General features: G+C 72.7%; 14 protein-coding genes. 9 read left to right on the top strand and 5 right to left on the bottom strand.

From position 1 onward, the window contains the following. Positions 1-73: 73 nt before the first annotated feature. Entirely contained in the window at positions 74-553 is a 480-nt protein-coding gene (locus O7615_RS21125) for a MarR family winged helix-turn-helix transcriptional regulator (RefSeq protein ID WP_278179518.1), read from the bottom strand. A gap of 80 nt (positions 554-633) precedes the next feature. Next, positions 634-1,038: a YjbQ family protein gene (locus tag O7615_RS21120; RefSeq protein WP_278179516.1), complete on the bottom strand. Its 405-nt coding sequence runs from the start codon at positions 1,036-1,038 to the stop codon at positions 634-636. Positions 1,039-1,239: 201 nt separating this feature from the next. On the opposite strand from O7615_RS21120, the gene aceE reads away from it, so the two are divergent. After that, positions 1,240-3,984, top strand: a complete 2,745-nt coding sequence (aceE, locus tag O7615_RS21115) for a pyruvate dehydrogenase (acetyl-transferring), homodimeric type (protein ID WP_347405093.1) — start codon at positions 1,240-1,242, stop codon at positions 3,982-3,984. A 247-nt stretch (positions 3,985-4,231) separates the two neighbouring features. Next, positions 4,232-4,498 (top strand): hypothetical protein, encoded by a 267-nt coding sequence (locus tag O7615_RS21110; RefSeq protein WP_278179515.1) that lies wholly within the window; start codon positions 4,232-4,234, stop codon positions 4,496-4,498. A 389-nt stretch (positions 4,499-4,887) separates the two neighbouring features. Here O7615_RS21110 and O7615_RS21105 read toward each other — a convergent pair whose 3' ends face one another. Beyond that, the gene (locus tag O7615_RS21105; protein WP_093401307.1) at positions 4,888-5,334 is read right to left on the bottom strand and encodes an SRPBCC family protein; all 447 of its coding nucleotides are present in this window, start codon (positions 5,332-5,334) and stop codon (positions 4,888-4,890) included. 187 nt (positions 5,335-5,521) lie between these two features. Here O7615_RS21105 and O7615_RS21100 point away from each other — a divergent pair, with 187 nt between their 5' ends. The 3 genes from O7615_RS21100 to gltX all read left to right on the top strand — a co-directional run bounded on the left by O7615_RS21100 (position 5,522) and on the right by gltX (position 9,631). Further along, positions 5,522-6,871, top strand: a complete 1,350-nt coding sequence (locus O7615_RS21100) for a GH1 family beta-glucosidase (protein WP_278179514.1) — start codon at positions 5,522-5,524, stop codon at positions 6,869-6,871. Next, a complete protein-coding gene (locus O7615_RS21095) occupies positions 6,868-8,139 on the top strand; it encodes an MFS transporter (protein ID WP_278179513.1) in 1,272 nt (423 codons plus the stop codon). Before O7615_RS21100 ends, O7615_RS21095 begins: the two co-directional genes overlap by 4 nt. Positions 8,140-8,221: 82 nt before the next feature. Next, positions 8,222-9,631 carry a glutamate--tRNA ligase gene (gene gltX / locus O7615_RS21090; RefSeq protein WP_278179512.1) on the top strand — a complete coding sequence of 470 codons (1,410 nt, stop codon included), beginning with the start codon at positions 8,222-8,224 and terminating at the stop codon, positions 9,629-9,631. Between the two features lie 86 nt (positions 9,632-9,717). Here gltX and O7615_RS21085 read toward each other — a convergent pair whose 3' ends face one another. Continuing rightward, on the bottom strand, positions 9,718-10,323 hold the full coding sequence (locus O7615_RS21085; protein ID WP_278179511.1) for a copper resistance CopC family protein: 606 nt from the start codon (positions 10,321-10,323) through the stop codon (positions 9,718-9,720). A 248-nt stretch (positions 10,324-10,571) separates the two neighbouring features. On the opposite strand from O7615_RS21085, the gene O7615_RS21080 reads away from it, so the two are divergent. After that, the gene (locus tag O7615_RS21080; RefSeq protein ID WP_278179510.1) at positions 10,572-11,219 is read left to right on the top strand and encodes a hypothetical protein; all 648 of its coding nucleotides are present in this window, start codon (positions 10,572-10,574) and stop codon (positions 11,217-11,219) included. Between the two features lie 6 nt (positions 11,220-11,225). Here the strand turns inward: O7615_RS21080 and O7615_RS21075 are convergent, their stop codons facing one another. Next, the gene (locus O7615_RS21075; RefSeq protein WP_278179508.1) at positions 11,226-11,591 is read right to left on the bottom strand and encodes a hypothetical protein; all 366 of its coding nucleotides are present in this window, start codon (positions 11,589-11,591) and stop codon (positions 11,226-11,228) included. A gap of 138 nt (positions 11,592-11,729) precedes the next feature. Between O7615_RS21075 and O7615_RS21070 the strand changes: the two genes are divergently transcribed. The 3 genes from O7615_RS21070 (at position 11,730) to O7615_RS21060 (ending at position 15,025) form a co-directional block, all read left to right on the top strand. Then, positions 11,730-13,007 (top strand): helix-turn-helix domain-containing protein, encoded by a 1,278-nt coding sequence (locus O7615_RS21070; protein ID WP_278182173.1) that lies wholly within the window; start codon positions 11,730-11,732, stop codon positions 13,005-13,007. Positions 13,008-13,085: 78 nt separating this feature from the next. Further along, positions 13,086-14,084, top strand: coding sequence for an ACP S-malonyltransferase (locus tag O7615_RS21065; RefSeq protein WP_347405092.1), 999 nt, complete (start codon positions 13,086-13,088; stop codon positions 14,082-14,084). Continuing rightward, on the top strand, positions 14,081-15,025 hold the full coding sequence (locus tag O7615_RS21060; protein WP_278179507.1) for a beta-ketoacyl-ACP synthase III: 945 nt from the start codon (positions 14,081-14,083) through the stop codon (positions 15,023-15,025). The genes O7615_RS21065 and O7615_RS21060 overlap by 4 nt, the downstream gene beginning before the upstream one ends. Positions 15,026-15,091: the final 66 nt, after the last annotated feature.

The following is a 15,091-nucleotide window of genomic DNA, read 5'->3' as shown; positions in this document are numbered from 1 at the left end:
CGTCCGACAGCATTACCGACCGGGGCACGCCTCGCACAGCCGAACACGCCTCAGGCGCGCCCCGTCGGCCTCGCTACGGGCCGCAGTTCTCCGGGCAGCCGCCGTCGGAGACCTTCCAGACCAGGTCGCGCAGCGCGGCCACCTCCTCGGTGCTGAGCGCGGTCAGCAGCCGGGAGTCGGAGAGCACGTCGTGCACCCGCTCGCGTACCCGCCGGCCCGCCTCCGTCACCACCAGCGTCTTCTGCCGCCGGTCGGTCGGGTCGACCCGGCGCTCGACCAGGCCGGCCTGCTCCAGCTTGTCGACCAGGGCGGTGACGTTGGACCGGTCACAGCGCAGCTGGTCGGCCAGTTCGCGGGCGGGCAGCGGGTGGTCCGGGTCGAGGTGGTACAGCGCGCGGGCGACGGCCGGGGTCAGCCCCAACGCGGCGATGTCGAGATCCTGGTGGTGCCGCAGGGCGGCGGCGACATGCATGATCCGGCGCACCGCCTCGCCGGCCAGCCCGGAGCGGTCGGCCACGTCCACGCCGGCCGGGGTGAGGGTTGGCCGCAGCATGGTCACCATCCTACGTGCGGCCGGTACCGGACCAGCTCAACCCGTCAGCGGCACTCCCGCCCCCGGCCGTCGTCGCGGCGTCAGCCGGGTAGGAAGGAGAAGCGGACCTGCCGGGTGGCGTTGTCGCCGTTGGTGTCGACCAGGCAGACCGACTGCCAGGTGCCGAGCGCCAGGCGACCGTCCAGCACCGGCAGCGTCGCGTACGGCGCGACGAACGCGGGCAACACGTGGTCGCGTCCGTGCCCCGGCGAGCCGTGCCGGTGCCGCCACCGGTTGTCGGTGGGCAGCAGGTCGTCCAACGCGGCGAGCAGGTCGTCGTCCGAGCCGGCGCCGGTCTCGATGATGGCCACCCCGGCGGTGGCGTGCGGCACGAACACGTGGAGCAGCCCGTCCCCCTGCCCGGAGACGAACTGCTCCGCCTCCCCGGTGATGTCCCGCACGGTCGGCCGCGACCCCGTCGCGACACTAATAACCTCACTACGCACCCACCGCATTCTGCCCCCGCTATCGAGATCTTGGTACCGAACCGCTCCCATCAGGGCCGTTCCGCACCGCGATCCGCACAGAGTTACTGGTGGGTACCTGTGTCGCGCGTCGCGCTGCAGGCGGGTGGACGTGACGGCGAGGGCCATGGCGGGGCAGGATGGTGCTAGAGACCTGTCCCACACACAACCGAGGGAACGCCTGTGGCTACGGAACGCAAGCGCCCGGTGATCACGGCCGGCCTGCCGAGCCAGCTTCCGGACATCGACCCCGAAGAGACCAGCGAGTGGGTCGAGTCGCTCGACGGCGTCATCGACGACCGTGGCACCAAGCGGGCCCGCTACGTCATGCTGCGGCTGCTGGAGCGCGCCCGGGAGCGCCAGGTCGGCGTGCCGTCGCTGACCACCACCGACTACATCAACACCATCCCGCCGGAGCGCGAACCGTGGTTCCCCGGCGACGAGCACGTGGAGCGCCGGATCCGGGCGTACGTGCGGTGGAACGCGGCGATGCTGGTGCACCGCGCGCAGCGGCCGGAGATCGGCGTCGGCGGCCACATCTCCACCTTCGCCAGCTCGGCCTCGCTCTACGAGGTCGGCTTCAACCACTTCTTCCGGGGCAAGAACCACCCCGGCGGCGGCGACCAGATCTTCTACCAGGGTCACGCCTCCCCCGGCATGTACGCGCGGGCCTACCTCGAGGACCGGCTCAGCGAGAACCAGCTCGACGGCTTCCGGCAGGAGCTGTCCCACCCCGGCGGCGGTCTCCCGTCCTACCCGCACCCCCGGCTGATGCCGGGCTTCTGGGAGTTCCCCACGGTCTCCATGGGGCTGGGCGGCCTGAACGCCATCTACCAGGCCCGGTTCAACCGGTACCTGCAGCACCGGGGCATCAAGGACACCTCCGACCAGCACGTCTGGGCCTTCCTCGGCGACGGTGAGATGGACGAGCCGGAGACGCTCGGCGCGATCGGCGTGGCGGCCCGCGAGGAGCTGGACAACCTCACCTTCGTGATCAACTGCAACCTGCAGCGCCTGGACGGTCCGGTGCGCGGCAACGGCAAGGTCATGCAGGAGCTGGAGGCGTTCTTCCGGGGTGCCGGCTGGAATGTGATCAAGGTGGTCTGGGGGCGGGAGTGGGATCCGCTGCTCGCCGCCGACACCGACGGCGCGCTGGTCAACCTGATGAACACCACCCCCGACGGCGACTACCAGACCTACAAGGCGGAGTCCGGGGCGTACGTGCGGGAGCACTTCTTCGGCCGCGACCCGCGTACCCGCAAGATGGTCGAGGACCTCTCCGACGACGAGATCTGGAACCTCAAGCGGGGCGGGCACGACTACCGCAAGCTCTACGCGGCGTACAAGGCGGCGACGGAGCACACCGGCCAGCCGACCGTGATCCTGGCCAAGACGATCAAGGGTTGGACGCTCGGTTCGCACTTCGAGGGCCGCAACGCCACGCACCAGATGAAGAAGCTGACGCTGGAGGACCTGAAGACCTTCCGCGACCGGCTCTACCTCGACATCCCGGACTCGGCGCTGGAGGAGAACCCGTACCTGCCGCCGTACTACCGGCCGGACGAGAAGTCCGACGAGATGCAGTACCTGCACGAGCGGCGCCAGCAGCTCGGCGGCTACCTGCCGACGCGGCGGACCAGCTTTACGTCGCTGCCCATCCCGGGCAGCGAGCGGTTCGCCGACGTCAAGCGCGGTTCCGGCAAGCAGAAGGTGGCCACCACGATGGCCTTCGTCCGCCTGCTCAAGGACCTGATGAAGGACAAGCAGTTCGGCAAGCGCTGGGTGCCGATCATCCCCGACGAGGCGCGCACCTTCGGCCTGGACTCGATCTTCCCGACCGCGAAGATCTACTCGCCGCACGGCCAGCGGTACACCTCGGTCGACCGGGAGCTGTTCCTGTCGTACAAGGAGTCGACCGCCGGGCAGATCCTGCACGAGGGGATCAACGAGGCCGGCTCGGTCGCCTCGTTCACCGCGGCCGGCACGTCGTACGCCACCCACGACGAGCCGATGATCCCGATGTACATCTTCTACTCGATGTTCGGGTTCCAGCGCACCGGTGACGGCTTCTGGGCGGCGGCGGACCAGATGGCCCGGGGCTTCGTGCTCGGCGCGACCGCCGGCCGCACCACGCTCAACGGCGAGGGCCTGCAGCACGAGGACGGTCATTCCCTGCTGCTGGCGGCGACGAACCCGGCGGTGGTCGCGTACGACCCGGCGTTCGCGTTCGAGATCGCGCACATCATGGAGCACGGCCTGCACCGGATGTACGGCGAGGAGCAGGAGAACGTCTTCTACTACCTCACCGTCTACAACGAGCCGATCCACCAGCCGGCGGAACCCGACGGCGTGGACGTGGAGGGGATCGTCAACGGCATCCACCGCTACTCCCCCGCCCCGGCGGTGGACGGGGACGCCCCACGGGCCAACCTGCTGGCCTCCGGCACCGGCATGCAGTGGGCGCTCAAGGCGCAGCAACTGCTGGCCCAGGACTGGGGGGTGGCCGCCGACGTCTGGTCGGTCACCTCGTGGACGGAGCTGCGCCGGGACGCGGTGGAGTGCGAGGAGTACAACCTCCTGCACCCGGGCGCGGAGCAGCGGGTGCCGTACATCCAGCGCAAGCTGGCCGACGCCGACGGCCCGAAGGTCGCGGTCAGCGACTGGATGCGCGCGGTGCCCGACCTGATCTCCCGCTGGGTGCCCGGCGACTGGACCTCGCTGGGCACCGACGGCTTCGGCCTGTCGGACACCCGACACGCCCTGCGGCGGCACTTCCACGTCGACGCCGAGTCGGTCGCGGTCGCCACACTGCGGCAGCTCGCGCTGCGTGGCACGGTACCGCCCCACGTACCGGCCGAGGCGGCCAAGAAGTACGCCATCGAGGACGTCAACGCCGCCCCGGTGGGCGAGACCGGCGGCGACAGCTAGCCAGGGCGTACGCCCGAGGACGGGCCCGACGCGATGTACCTGCGCGCCGGGCCCGTCCGCGTGTCCTCGACCCGACCACAGCAATATAGATGCAGGTCTTTTTCCAGTAACACCAATAATCCACAATCGTCGATAGGTGTCCGCGCTACCGCGTGGCCACCAGACCGGCCAGGTGGGGCGCGCCCGTCGCGCCGCCCACCGGCAGCCCGGACGCCACCGCTGCCGGGCGCGACGAGAGGGAGTGCACATGCGAATCGTCCGGATCGGTCTCGCCCTGGCCGCCTGCACCCTGGCGGTATCGACGTTGGGACCGGGCTTGGCCGCGGTGGCGCACGACTCCGATCTCCGCTCCGAGCGGGCGTCGGAGTCGGTGGCGCAGCGCGAACCCGGCCAGGCCACCGAGGCGGGCCACGTCGGCAGCTACCCGTCGGGTAGCAGCGCCTCGACCACCGGCGCGTGGCGCGCCCACCGGTACTTTCCGGGCGGAATCGTGGTGGTCAGCGGCATCGAGTAGCTGTTCGCGGTGCGGCTCCGGTCCGCGTGACCACGACGACCCGGGCGGCGGTCGCGCCCGCCCCCGAGGGGGCGCACCGGCCGCAGCGCCCACCTCCCGCCGGTGCGCTCGCCCCCGATCCGGCCGTCGTCCGGGCGGCGCGGTCCGGAGGCACCGGGGTGGCACTCGGCCCGGACATGGCCGCCGGCTGCTACGCCGGCCGGGTCGGCGACATCGGGCCCGCCCCGCTCAGCCCACCGAGCCCAGTCCACCGAGCCCGGCCCGACTGCCGGCTACCCGCAGACGGGTCGTGGTGGGCACGGGCACCGACAAGTGGTGGCGGCCCGGGTGCACCTGGTGGGGACACCGGGGCCGCCACCGTCGCGGGTGACGCCAGGGGGCACGGCCCGTCAGCCGACGGCGGCCAGATCGGTCAGCCGGGCCAGCGAGTCCTCCAGGTCGGCGCCGACCCGACGCAGGCCGAGCCGGAGCAGGGCGGCCTTGACCGGCCCGGCCGGCCAGCGTACGACGATGAGCCGCACGACCGTCCCGCCCTCCTGTTCGTCCGGGGTGAGCTGGACGTATATCTCGGTGCGCGCCTCCGCTCGGGCACCGGCGCCCTTGGCGCGCTCCCGCCAGCCGATCAGGGTCGGCTCCTGGTAGGCGATCACCTCGGCCTCATGCGCGGCGCCGCGTCCGGCCTGGACCAGCTGCCGCCGGCCGAAACCCTCCCCCGAGAGGACCTCGGCCGCACGGACCCCGGCGAGCCAGGCCGGCAACTGCTCGGCCCGCTGCACCACGTCCCAGACCGCTTCCACCGGCGCCGCCACGTGCGCGCTGCGTTCCACGAGGATCATTTCCGTCTTCCTCCAGTGAGGACATCCCACAATATTCGGCACTCTATGCGCAAAAACGGACGTATATGGACGGGTTCGTAAAAGACACGCCGAAAGGTCTTGCTCTTCGCGGCTCGGGAGCCTATGGCGTCCCGCCACGCCGCCCCCTAGAGTGCCGAACACGTTTCGCGTTTTCCTGGGAGGGCGCATGCCGACCGCACCGATGCCCCAGTTCCCCGCCGGATTCCGCTGGGGTGTCTCCACCTCCGCGTACCAGATCGAGGGCGCCGCCGACACCGACGGGCGCGGACCGTCCAGCTGGGACACCTTCGCCCGCACGCCCGGCCGGATCATCGACGGCAGCAGCGGCGACGTCGCGTGCGACCACTACCACCGGTACGCCGAGGACGTGGCCCTGATGGCCGGGCTGGGCGTCACCGCGTACCGCTTCTCGGTGGCCTGGCCCCGGGTGTTGCCCACCGGCGCCGGCACGGTCAACGCGAGCGGGCTGGACTTCTACGATCGGCTGGTCGACGAACTGCTCGCGCACGGCATCGACCCGGTCGCCACCCTCTTCCACTGGGACCTGCCCCAGCCGCTGGAGGACGCCGGCGGCTGGCTGAACCGGGACACCGCACCCCGCTTCGCCGCGTACGCCGACCTGGTGGCGGCCCGCCTCGGCGACCGCGTCAAGCTCTGGATCACCCTCAACGAGCCGTTCATCCACATGAGCCTCGGGCACGGCATGGGCGTCCACGCGCCGGGCCGGACGCTGCTCTTCGACGCCTTCCCGGTCGCCCACCACCAGCTGCTCGGCCACGGTCTCGCGGTCGCCGCGCTGCGCGCCCGCGGCAGCGGCCCGGTCGGCATCGCCAACAACTACTCGCCGGTGCGGACCGTCGGCGGCAGCCGGGCCGACGCCGCCGCCGCGGCAACCTACGAGGCGCTGCACAACCGGCTCTTCACCGACCCGCTGCTCGGTCGCGGGTACCCGACCGAGCTGGGCTTCGACACCGCCGCCGTCCGCGACGGCGACCTGGCCGTGATCGCCGCCCCGCTCGACGTGCTCGGCGTCAACTACTACCACCCCACGGCGGTACGCGCGCCCGAGGAGGACTCGCCACTCCCGTTCGACTTGGTGCCGCTCACCGGCTACCCGCGTACCGCCTTCGACTGGCCGGTGGTCCCGGACGGGCTGCGCGAGCTGCTCGGCTGGCTGCACCGCAGCTACGGCGCCGAGCTGCCACCGGTCCAGATCACCGAGAGCGGCTGCGCCTACGACGACACGCCCGACGCCGACGGGCGGGTGCACGACCCGGACCGCATCGCCTACCTGGACGGCCACCTGCGGGCGGTACGCGCCGCGATCGACGACGGGGTCGACGTGACCGGCTACTTCGTCTGGTCGCTGCTGGACAACTGGGAGTGGGCCGAGGGCTTCACCAAGCGCTTCGGCCTGGTGCACGTCGACTACCACACCCAACGCCGGACGCCGAAGTCGTCGTACGCCTGGCTGCGCGACGTGATCGCGGCGGCCCGCCGGGAACCACCGCGGTGACCACCGTCGACCCCACCCCGACGTCGCTGCCGGCCGCGCTCGCCGAGCCGACGGTGCCGGTCCGGCGGGGGTGGATCGCGCTGCTGTTCGCCGCCAACCTCGGCGTCTGGATGGCCTTCTTCACCCCGATCCAGGTGCTGCTGCCGCAGCAGATCGGGCAGATCGCGCCGGCGAACAAGGAGACCATGCTGGCGGTGGTCACCGGCCTCGGCGCCCTGGCCGCGGTGCTCGCCAACCCGCTCGCCGGCGCGCTGTCGGACCGGACCTGCCTGCGATTCGGCCGGTGGGAGTTCGGCCGCCGGCACATCTGGACCCTCGGCGGCGCGGTGCTCGGCGCGCTGGCCCTGGTGCTGCTCGCGCGGGCGCACACGGTGCTCGGGGTCGCGCTCGGCTGGGTCGCCGCGCAGGTCTGCTTCAACGCGATGCTGGCCAGCCTGACCGCCGCCGTACCGGACCGGGTGCCGGTCACCCAGCGCGGCGGCGTCTCCGGCTGGGTCGGCATCCCGCAGGTGCTGGGGCTGGTCCTCGGCGTCGTGCTGGTCACGGTCGTGTTCACCGGCGACGGCCACGGCTACCTGGCCGTCGCCGCCGCGGTGCTGCTGCTCGCGCTGCCCTTCGCGCTGCGTACCGCCGACGATCCGCTGCCCCGCGCCCACCGGCCGGCGCTGCGTGGCCTGCTCGCCGGGCTGTGGGTGTCGCCGCGCCGGCACCCGGACTTCGGCTGGGCCTGGATAACCCGTTTCCTGGTCCAGCTCGGCAACGCCTTCGGCACCCTCTACCTGCTCTACTTCCTCACCGACGAGGTGCGGGTGGCCGACCCCGAGGGCGGGCTGCTGGTGCTGATCCTGCTCTACACCGCCGGGCTGATGGCCACCACGGTGGTCGCCGGCCGGCTGTCCGACCGTACCGGCAAGCGGAAGGTCTTCGTGATCGCCGCGGGCGTGGTGATGACGGCGGCGGCGCTGCTGCTGGCCGCCGCGCCCACCTGGCCGGTGGCGGTGGTCGCCGCGCTGGTGCTCGGCGCCGGCTACGGGGTGTACCTGTCGGTGGACGCCGCCCTGATCACCCAGGTGCTGCCGAAGGCCACCGACCGGGCCAAGGATCTCGGAGTTATCAACATTGCCAACTCGGCACCGCAGGTGCTCGGCCCGGCCATCGCCGCCCCGATCGTGGTGTACCTGGGCGGCTACCCGGTGCTGTACGCGACCACCGCCGCGGTGACCCTGCTCGGCAGCGTTCTGGTGCTGAAGATCCGCTCCGTGCCGTAACCGCCGTAGTGCCGGGAGGAGCGCCTTTCACAACACCGGGCGATAGCAGGGGCCTCCTGCGTGCATCTGTAGGCTGGAGGCCGTGACGGTACGTGTGCGCTTCGCCCCCTCCCCGACCGGTATGTTCCACGTCGGCGGCGCCCGCTCGGCGCTGCAGAACTGGATCTACGCCAAGCAGCAGGGCGGGGTGTTCGTGCTGCGCATCGAGGACACCGACGCGGCGCGGAACAAGCCCGAGTGGACCGAGGGCATCCTGTCCGCGCTGGACTGGATCGGCATCGCCCGCGGCAGCTACGAGGGACCGTACTTCCAGTCCTCCTACGCCGAGGAGCACCGGACCGCCGCACGACGGTTGTACGAGGCCGGCCGCGCGTACTACTGCGACTGCACCCGCGAGGCGGTGCAGGCCCGCACCGGTAACCAGTACACCGGCTACGACGGATACTGCCGCGACCGCGGGTTGCCGCCCGGCGAGGGCCGCGCGCTGCGGTTCCGCACCCCGGACGAGGGCGCGACAACCGTCGTCGACCTGATCCGGGGCGAGCCGACCTTCGAGAACAAGCTCATCGAAGACTTCGTCATCGCCCGGGGCGACGGCTCGCCGGTTTTCCTGCTGGCCAACGTCGTCGATGACATGACGATGGGGATCACCCACGTGATCCGGGCCGAGGAGCACCTGCCCAACACCCCCAAGCAGCAGTTGCTCTGGGACGCGCTGGGCGTGAAGCCACCGGTCTGGGCGCACGTGCCGGTGGTGGTGAACGAGAAGCGACAGAAGCTCTCCAAGCGCCGCGACAAGGTCGCCCTGGAGGCGTACCGGGACGAGGGTTACCTCGCCGAGGCGATGCGCAACTACCTGATGCTGCTCGGTTGGGCGCCGTCCGGCGACCGGGAGATCGTGCCCTGGCCGGTCATCGAGGACGAGTTCCGGCTGGCGGAGGTCAACCCCTCGCCGGCCTTCTTCGACGAGAAGAAGCTGCGCGCGTTCAACGGTGAGTACATCCGGGCCCTGCCGGTCGAGGAGTTCGTCGAGGCCTGCCGGCCGTGGCTGACCGGCACCGGCACCATCGCGCCGCCGCCCTGGCAGCCGGCGGAGTTCGACCCGGCCGCGTTCGCCGCGGTGGCGCCGCTGGCGCAGACCCGCATCGCGGTGCTCAGCGAGATCGTGCCGAACGTCGATTTCCTCTTCCTCGCCTCGCCGCTGATCGACGAGGCGGCCTGGGCCAAGGCGATGAAGGAGGGCTCGGCGGAGCTGCTGGACGCCGCCATCGCCGCCTTCGAGGCGGTCGAGTCGTGGGACGCGGAGACGCTCAAGACCACCCTGGAGGCGGTCGGCGCGGCGCGCGGCCTCAAGCTCGGCAAGGCCCAGGCGCCGGTACGCGTCGCGGTCACCGGCCGCACCGTCGGGTTGCCGCTGTTCGAGTCCCTGGAGGTGCTGGGCCCCGACCGCACCCTCACCCGCCTGCGGGCCGCCCGGATCCGCCTGCCCTGATCCGCCTGCCCTGGTCAGGATCCGGGCACGAACCGTTCCGCGCGGGCCGCTGCCCCGGACCCGGGCGGCGGTGGCGGCGACGCGGCTCAGCGGCGGGCGGCGCGGCGGCGGATGAGCCGGGCCACGGCCAGGATCGCGAGCAGCGGCACCGCCGCGACGGCCGCCCACCACCAGCCGCCGCCGGACGACTCGTCGGACCTCGGCACCGGCGTGGCGCCCACCGGCGTGGTCGGTGCCGGGGTGGGCGTGGCCTCCGCCGGGGCCGTCGTCGGTGCCGGGGTGGCTGCCGTCGGGTCGGCGGGGGTGGGCTCCGGGGTCTCGGCGGGCGTACCTGTGGTCAGGGTGAACCGGACCTCGCCGGTGATCGGGTGACCGTCGCCGGAGACCACCTCGTACCCGACGATGTAGAGGCCCGCCCGCGCGGGTGCGAGCGGCGCGCTGACCCGGTTACCCGAGAAGCGCGGCTTGCCGCCGAGGGCGTCGACGTTGTCCGGTCCGGTGATGGTGATCTTCGTCGTACTCGCGTCGAGCCTGGCCAGGAAGCGCAGCTCGACGCGCTCCGGTGCGGTGGCGACCCGGGCGCCGTCACGCGGGCTGCTCCCGGTCAGCTGGTTGTGCGCGGCGGCCGGGGTCGCCGGCATCAGCAACGACACGCCGAACGCCACGCCGAACAGCACTGCCCACGCACGCACCGTACGCGCTATCCTGCCCCCCACCATTGCCTCCGCACAGGTAAGATCCGCCCGCTGGTTCACGGCTGATCATTGGTCGAGTCGCGATCGCAGATAGTTCCAATTAGTGTTCCATCAGCTGCAACCGATCCACGTTCCGCGGAGTCTTTGAGGTGGGTACCCGTCCTGTGGGCACGGTCACCGCCGTCGGCCTTCCAACGCGTGACCCCTGCAGCACGGCCGGCCATCGAACGGGGCGAGGAGGCGGCATGGTCCGACGGATGAGGCGACTGGCCGCGGTGGCAGCGGGAGCGATGGTGGCCGTGCTGCTGTCGCTCACCGTCGCCGAGGCGGCCAAGGCGGCACCGAAGACGCCACCGGCCGGCGTGGACATCACCGGGCACGGGCTGGCCGAGCCGTTGCAACTGCGCGCGGACACCCACCCGGCCCACGTCGTGGCCGTCATCGAGCAGGTCAACCACCGCGGGCTGGTCCGCCAGTCGGGCGGCCCGAAGAAGGCCGACCTCGGTCCGAAGTACACGGTCGTGGTGCTGGCGGGCGACGTTCCGAAGCAGACGTACGACCTCTACCCGAAGGCGGTCGGCGGGCCGCGCGTCTTCCGGCCGGCGAAGCAGCCGGACCGCAAGATCACGGCGGCCTGGTATCTCGGGCGGGTCAGCATGTCCGAGACGCTGCGGACCGCCGGTGTGCCGCTGGAGCGGACCTACGAGGCGGTCAGCGGCGGGGTCGGCGGTGGCGAACGCATCATCCCGGAGGACACGCTCAACCCCGCCCAGGACCTCAACGAGGCGTTCAGCGAACTGCGGCGCCTGCTCCTGCTGAACATCGCGGTGATGCTGGTGATCACCATCGGCCTCGCCGGGATCGCGCTGCTGATCCGCCGTCGTACCCGCTGAATCCTTTCAGCACCAGCGGCCCGGCGGCCGCCCCCGCCGCACGGTGCGATGCGCCGGGCGGACCGGGCCGTGCCGGTGCGCACCCGCCCAGCCGGGCAGGTCACTGCGGCAGCCGCCGGCCGTCGACCCGGACTGCGCCGGTGGCGGCGGCTCGGTGACCCGCTGCCGGGGCAGCGACGGCTCGCCGCCGCGCGGGCGGGCCGGCGCGGCGTCGTCCTCGGGGCAATCGGGCGACCGGCCGGCGGCCGGTTCGACCGGATGCGTCAGGCCGGGCGGCCGGCGGTGGTGCATGGCGAGGGCCGGCTGCTCGTGCGGGCCCGGTCGGCACGGCTCCTCCTGGGCGCAGCCGTGGTCGGCCTCCCCGTGCGCCATCGGCGTCTCCTCACACTCTCGCCCTCACCCGCCGGTGCCCACCCGGCGTGCCCTGTCACCGTACTGGCCGCCTCCGTCGGGCCGCGCGGCGCGTACCCCGGTCGGCGCCCACGGGCACCCCCGGTGCCTGCCGTCGAGATCCAGGTCAGGGCATGTCAGGCTAGGCGGGTGAGCGAGTCGGGCGGGACGGACCTGTCGGCCACGCTGCGCCGGATCGAGCGGGCGGCCGGCGCGCTGGCCACCGCGAGCGTGGCCCGGATGGACGAGACCCTGCCCTGGTTCCGCGAGTTGCCGGCCGACCAGCGCTCGTGGGTGATGCTCGTGGCCCAGGCCGGCGCCCGCTCCCTGGTCCAGTGGTTACGCGCCGGCGGCGGGGCCACCGAGGGCACCCAGGAGGTCTCCGACGAGGTCTTCGCCACGGCGCCGCAGGCGCTGGCCCGCTCGATCAGCCTGCAGCAGACCGTCGCGCTGATCAAGGTCACGATCGACGTCGTCGAGGAGCAGGTCAGCGACCTCGCCGCCCCCGGCGAGGAGCCACAGCTGCGCGAGGCGGTCCTGCGGTTCTCCCGGGAGATCGCCTTCGCCGCCGCCCGGGTGTACGCCCGGGCCGCCGAGTCGCGCGGCTCGTGGGACGCCCGGCTGCAGGCCCTGCTGGTGGACGCGCTGCTGCGCGGCGACTCGCCGGACGTGCTGGCCAGCCGCGCCGCCGCGCTCGGCTGGACGGACGCGCCACCGGTCGCGGTGGCGGTCGGCCCCTCCCCCGGCGGCGAGGTCGCCGCCGTGCTGCACACCGTCTACCGACAGGCCCGGCGGATCGGGGCCGAGGTGATCGGCGGCGTGCACGGCGACCGCCTGGTGATCGTGCTCGGCGGGGCGGCGGATCCGGTCGCGGCCACCGGCAAGCTGCTGACCGCCTTCGGCGACGGGCCGGTGGTGGTCGGTCCGGCGGTGCCGAGCCTGGACGAGGCCACCGAGTCGGCGCGGGCGGCGCTGGCCGGGTACCGGGCGGCGCCGGCCTGGCCGGCCGCGCCCCGACCGGTCCACGCCGGTGACCTGCTGCCCGAGCGGGCGCTCGCCGCCGACGCCGAGGCCCGCCGACGGCTACGCCACGACGTGTACGCGGTGCTGGTCCGCGCCGGCGGTGAGCTGCTGGAGACGCTGGACGCCTTCTTCGCCGCGGGCGGCACGTTGGAGAGCGCCGCCCGGGCGCTGTACGTGCACCCGAACACCGTGCGCTACCGGCTGCGGCGGATCTCCGAGGTCACCGGGTTCAGCCCGCTGGCGCCCCGGGATGCCTTCGCCCTGCGGGTCGCGCTGACCGTGGGGCGACTCGATCCGGTGGTGCCAACTCAGACATTGACCCCGCCGGTCAACAAAAGATCACAGAATGGCGACGATCAACGCCAATCTTTGTAGGATCCCACCAAGAGTCCTAGTGCGGTTTGGTGTCAGCCGGCACAGCGCAACCCATGAGTATCCAGGAGAGTCATAGACGTGCTCGCCGTACTCTGCCCCGGCCAGGGTTCCCAGAAACCCGGCTTCCTGACCTCCTGGCTCGACCTGACCGGTGCCGAGACCCGGCTGCGTTCGTGGTCCGCGCTGGCCGGTGTCGACCTGGTGCACCTGGGCACCGACGCCGACGCCGACGAGGTCCGGGACACCGCCCGCACCCAGCCACTGCTGGTCGCCGCGTCGCTGCTCGCCGCCGAGCACCTGCCGGTGCACGACGTCGCGCTGGTCGCCGGGCACAGCGTCGGCGAACTGGGCGCCGGGGCACTGGCCGGTGCGCTGCCGGCGGAGGCCGCGATCACCCTCGCCGGCGTACGCGGCCGGGAGATGGCCGCCGCCTGCGCGCTGGAGCCGACCGGCATGGTCGCCGTGCTCGGCGGCGACCCGGACGAGGTGGTCGCCGCGATCAGTGGACACGGGCTGCACGTCGCCAACCGCAACGGCGCCGGCCAGATCGTCGCCGCCGGCGCGGTCGCCGGGCTGGAGAAGCTCGCCGCCGAGCCACCGCCCCGGGCCCGGGTCATCCGGCTCCAGGTGGCCGGCGCGTTCCACACCCCGTACATGGCCCCGGCGGAGGTGGCACTGGCCACGGCAGCCGCCACGATCACCCCCGGCGACCCGGCCCGGATCCTGCTGTCCAACCTCGACGGCACGGCGATCGGCAGCGGCGGGGAGCTGCTCCAGCGGCTGGTCCGCCAGGTCACCGCCCCGGTCCGCTGGGATCTCTGCATGGCCACGCTCGCCAGCCTCGGCGTGACCGGCGTGATCGAGCTGCCGCCCGCCGGCACGCTCGCCGGGCTGGTCAAGCGCGAACTCAAGGGCGCGGGCGCGCCGGAGATCGTCACCCTGAACACCCCGGACGACCTGCCCGCCGCCCGCGACCTGATCGCCCGGCACGGCCCGGCGACCGGCGGAGAACGAGTCACCGACAACAGTCCGAACACGTCTCGTGACGAGACCGATGGTGGGGAGGCCCCGTCATGACGGGCAGCCGGATCTTGTCCCTGGGGCACTACCAGCCGTCGCGGGTGGTGACCAACGACGAGATCGCCCAGCTGGTGGAGACCAGCGACGAGTGGATCCGCGACCGGGTCGGCATCGCGTCCCGGCGGGTCGCCGGTGACGAGACGGTCGCCGACATGGCCGCGGCCGCCGCCGACAAGGCGCTGGCCAACTCGGGCCTGACCGCCACCGACATCGACCTGGTCGTGGTCGCCACCTGCACCTCGGTCGACCGCAGCCCCAACGTCGCCTGCCGGGTCGCCGCCAAGCTGGGCATCACCGCCCCCGGGGCGTACGACGTCAACACCGCCTGCTCCGGCTTCGCGTACGCGCTGGGCACCGTGGACCACGCGATCCGGGCCGGTGCGTCGCGCAACGCCCTGGTGATCGGCGCGGAGAAGCTGTCCGAGTTCACCGACTGGACCGACCGCTCCACCTGCATCATCTTCGGTGACGGCGCGGGTGCCGCCGTGGTCACCGCGGCCGCCGAGGGCGAGCCGTCCGGCGTCGGTCCGGTGGTGTGGGGTTCGGTGCCGGAGCGCGGCGACGCGGTACGCATCGAGGGTTGGCGGCCGTACATCGCCCAGGAGGGCCAGGCGGTGTTCCGCTGGGCCACCACGGCGCTGGCACCGCTGGCCCTGCAGGCGTGTGAACGGGCCGGCGTCGACCCGTCCGAGCTGGCCGCGTTCGTGCCGCACCAGGCCAACGCCCGGATCATCGACGGCATCGCCAAGCGGCTGAACATCCCGCAGGCGATCGTCGCCAAGGACATCGTCGAGTCCGGCAACACCTCCGCGGCCAGCATCCCGCTGGCGCTGTCCAAGCTGGTCGAGCGCCGCGAGGTGCCCTCGGGCGCCCCGGTGCTGCTGTTCGGCTTCGGCGGCGGCCTGACCTACGCCGGTCAGGTCGTCCGTTGCCCCTGATACCCCCGCGGCGCGCGGCGCCGAGGAGCGACGGGTGGCGTCGCCGCCCCGTCGAGAAACCCGATG

Source organism: Micromonospora sp. WMMD1082 (genome assembly GCF_029626175.1).
Classification (GTDB): Bacteria; Actinomycetota; Actinomycetes; order Mycobacteriales; family Micromonosporaceae; genus Micromonospora.
This window is presented reverse-complemented; position numbering and strand designations above follow the sequence as displayed.

Coding starts and splice junctions, on each gene's coding strand:
- O7615_RS21105 (WP_093401307.1), bottom strand. CDS start 5,334: ATGATCCTCGTGGAACGCAGCGCGCACGTGGCGGCGCCGGTGGAAGCG.
- O7615_RS21125 (WP_278179518.1), bottom strand. CDS start 553: ATGCTGCGGCCAACCCTCACCCCGGCCGGCGTGGACGTGGCCGACCGC.
- O7615_RS21100 (WP_278179514.1), top strand. CDS start 5,522: ATGCCGACCGCACCGATGCCCCAGTTCCCCGCCGGATTCCGCTGGGGT.
- O7615_RS21075 (WP_278179508.1), bottom strand. CDS start 11,591: ATGGCGCACGGGGAGGCCGACCACGGCTGCGCCCAGGAGGAGCCGTGC.
- O7615_RS21080 (WP_278179510.1), top strand. CDS start 10,572: ATGGTCCGACGGATGAGGCGACTGGCCGCGGTGGCAGCGGGAGCGATG.
- O7615_RS21110 (WP_278179515.1), top strand. CDS start 4,232: ATGCGAATCGTCCGGATCGGTCTCGCCCTGGCCGCCTGCACCCTGGCG.
- O7615_RS21060 (WP_278179507.1), top strand. CDS start 14,081: ATGACGGGCAGCCGGATCTTGTCCCTGGGGCACTACCAGCCGTCGCGG.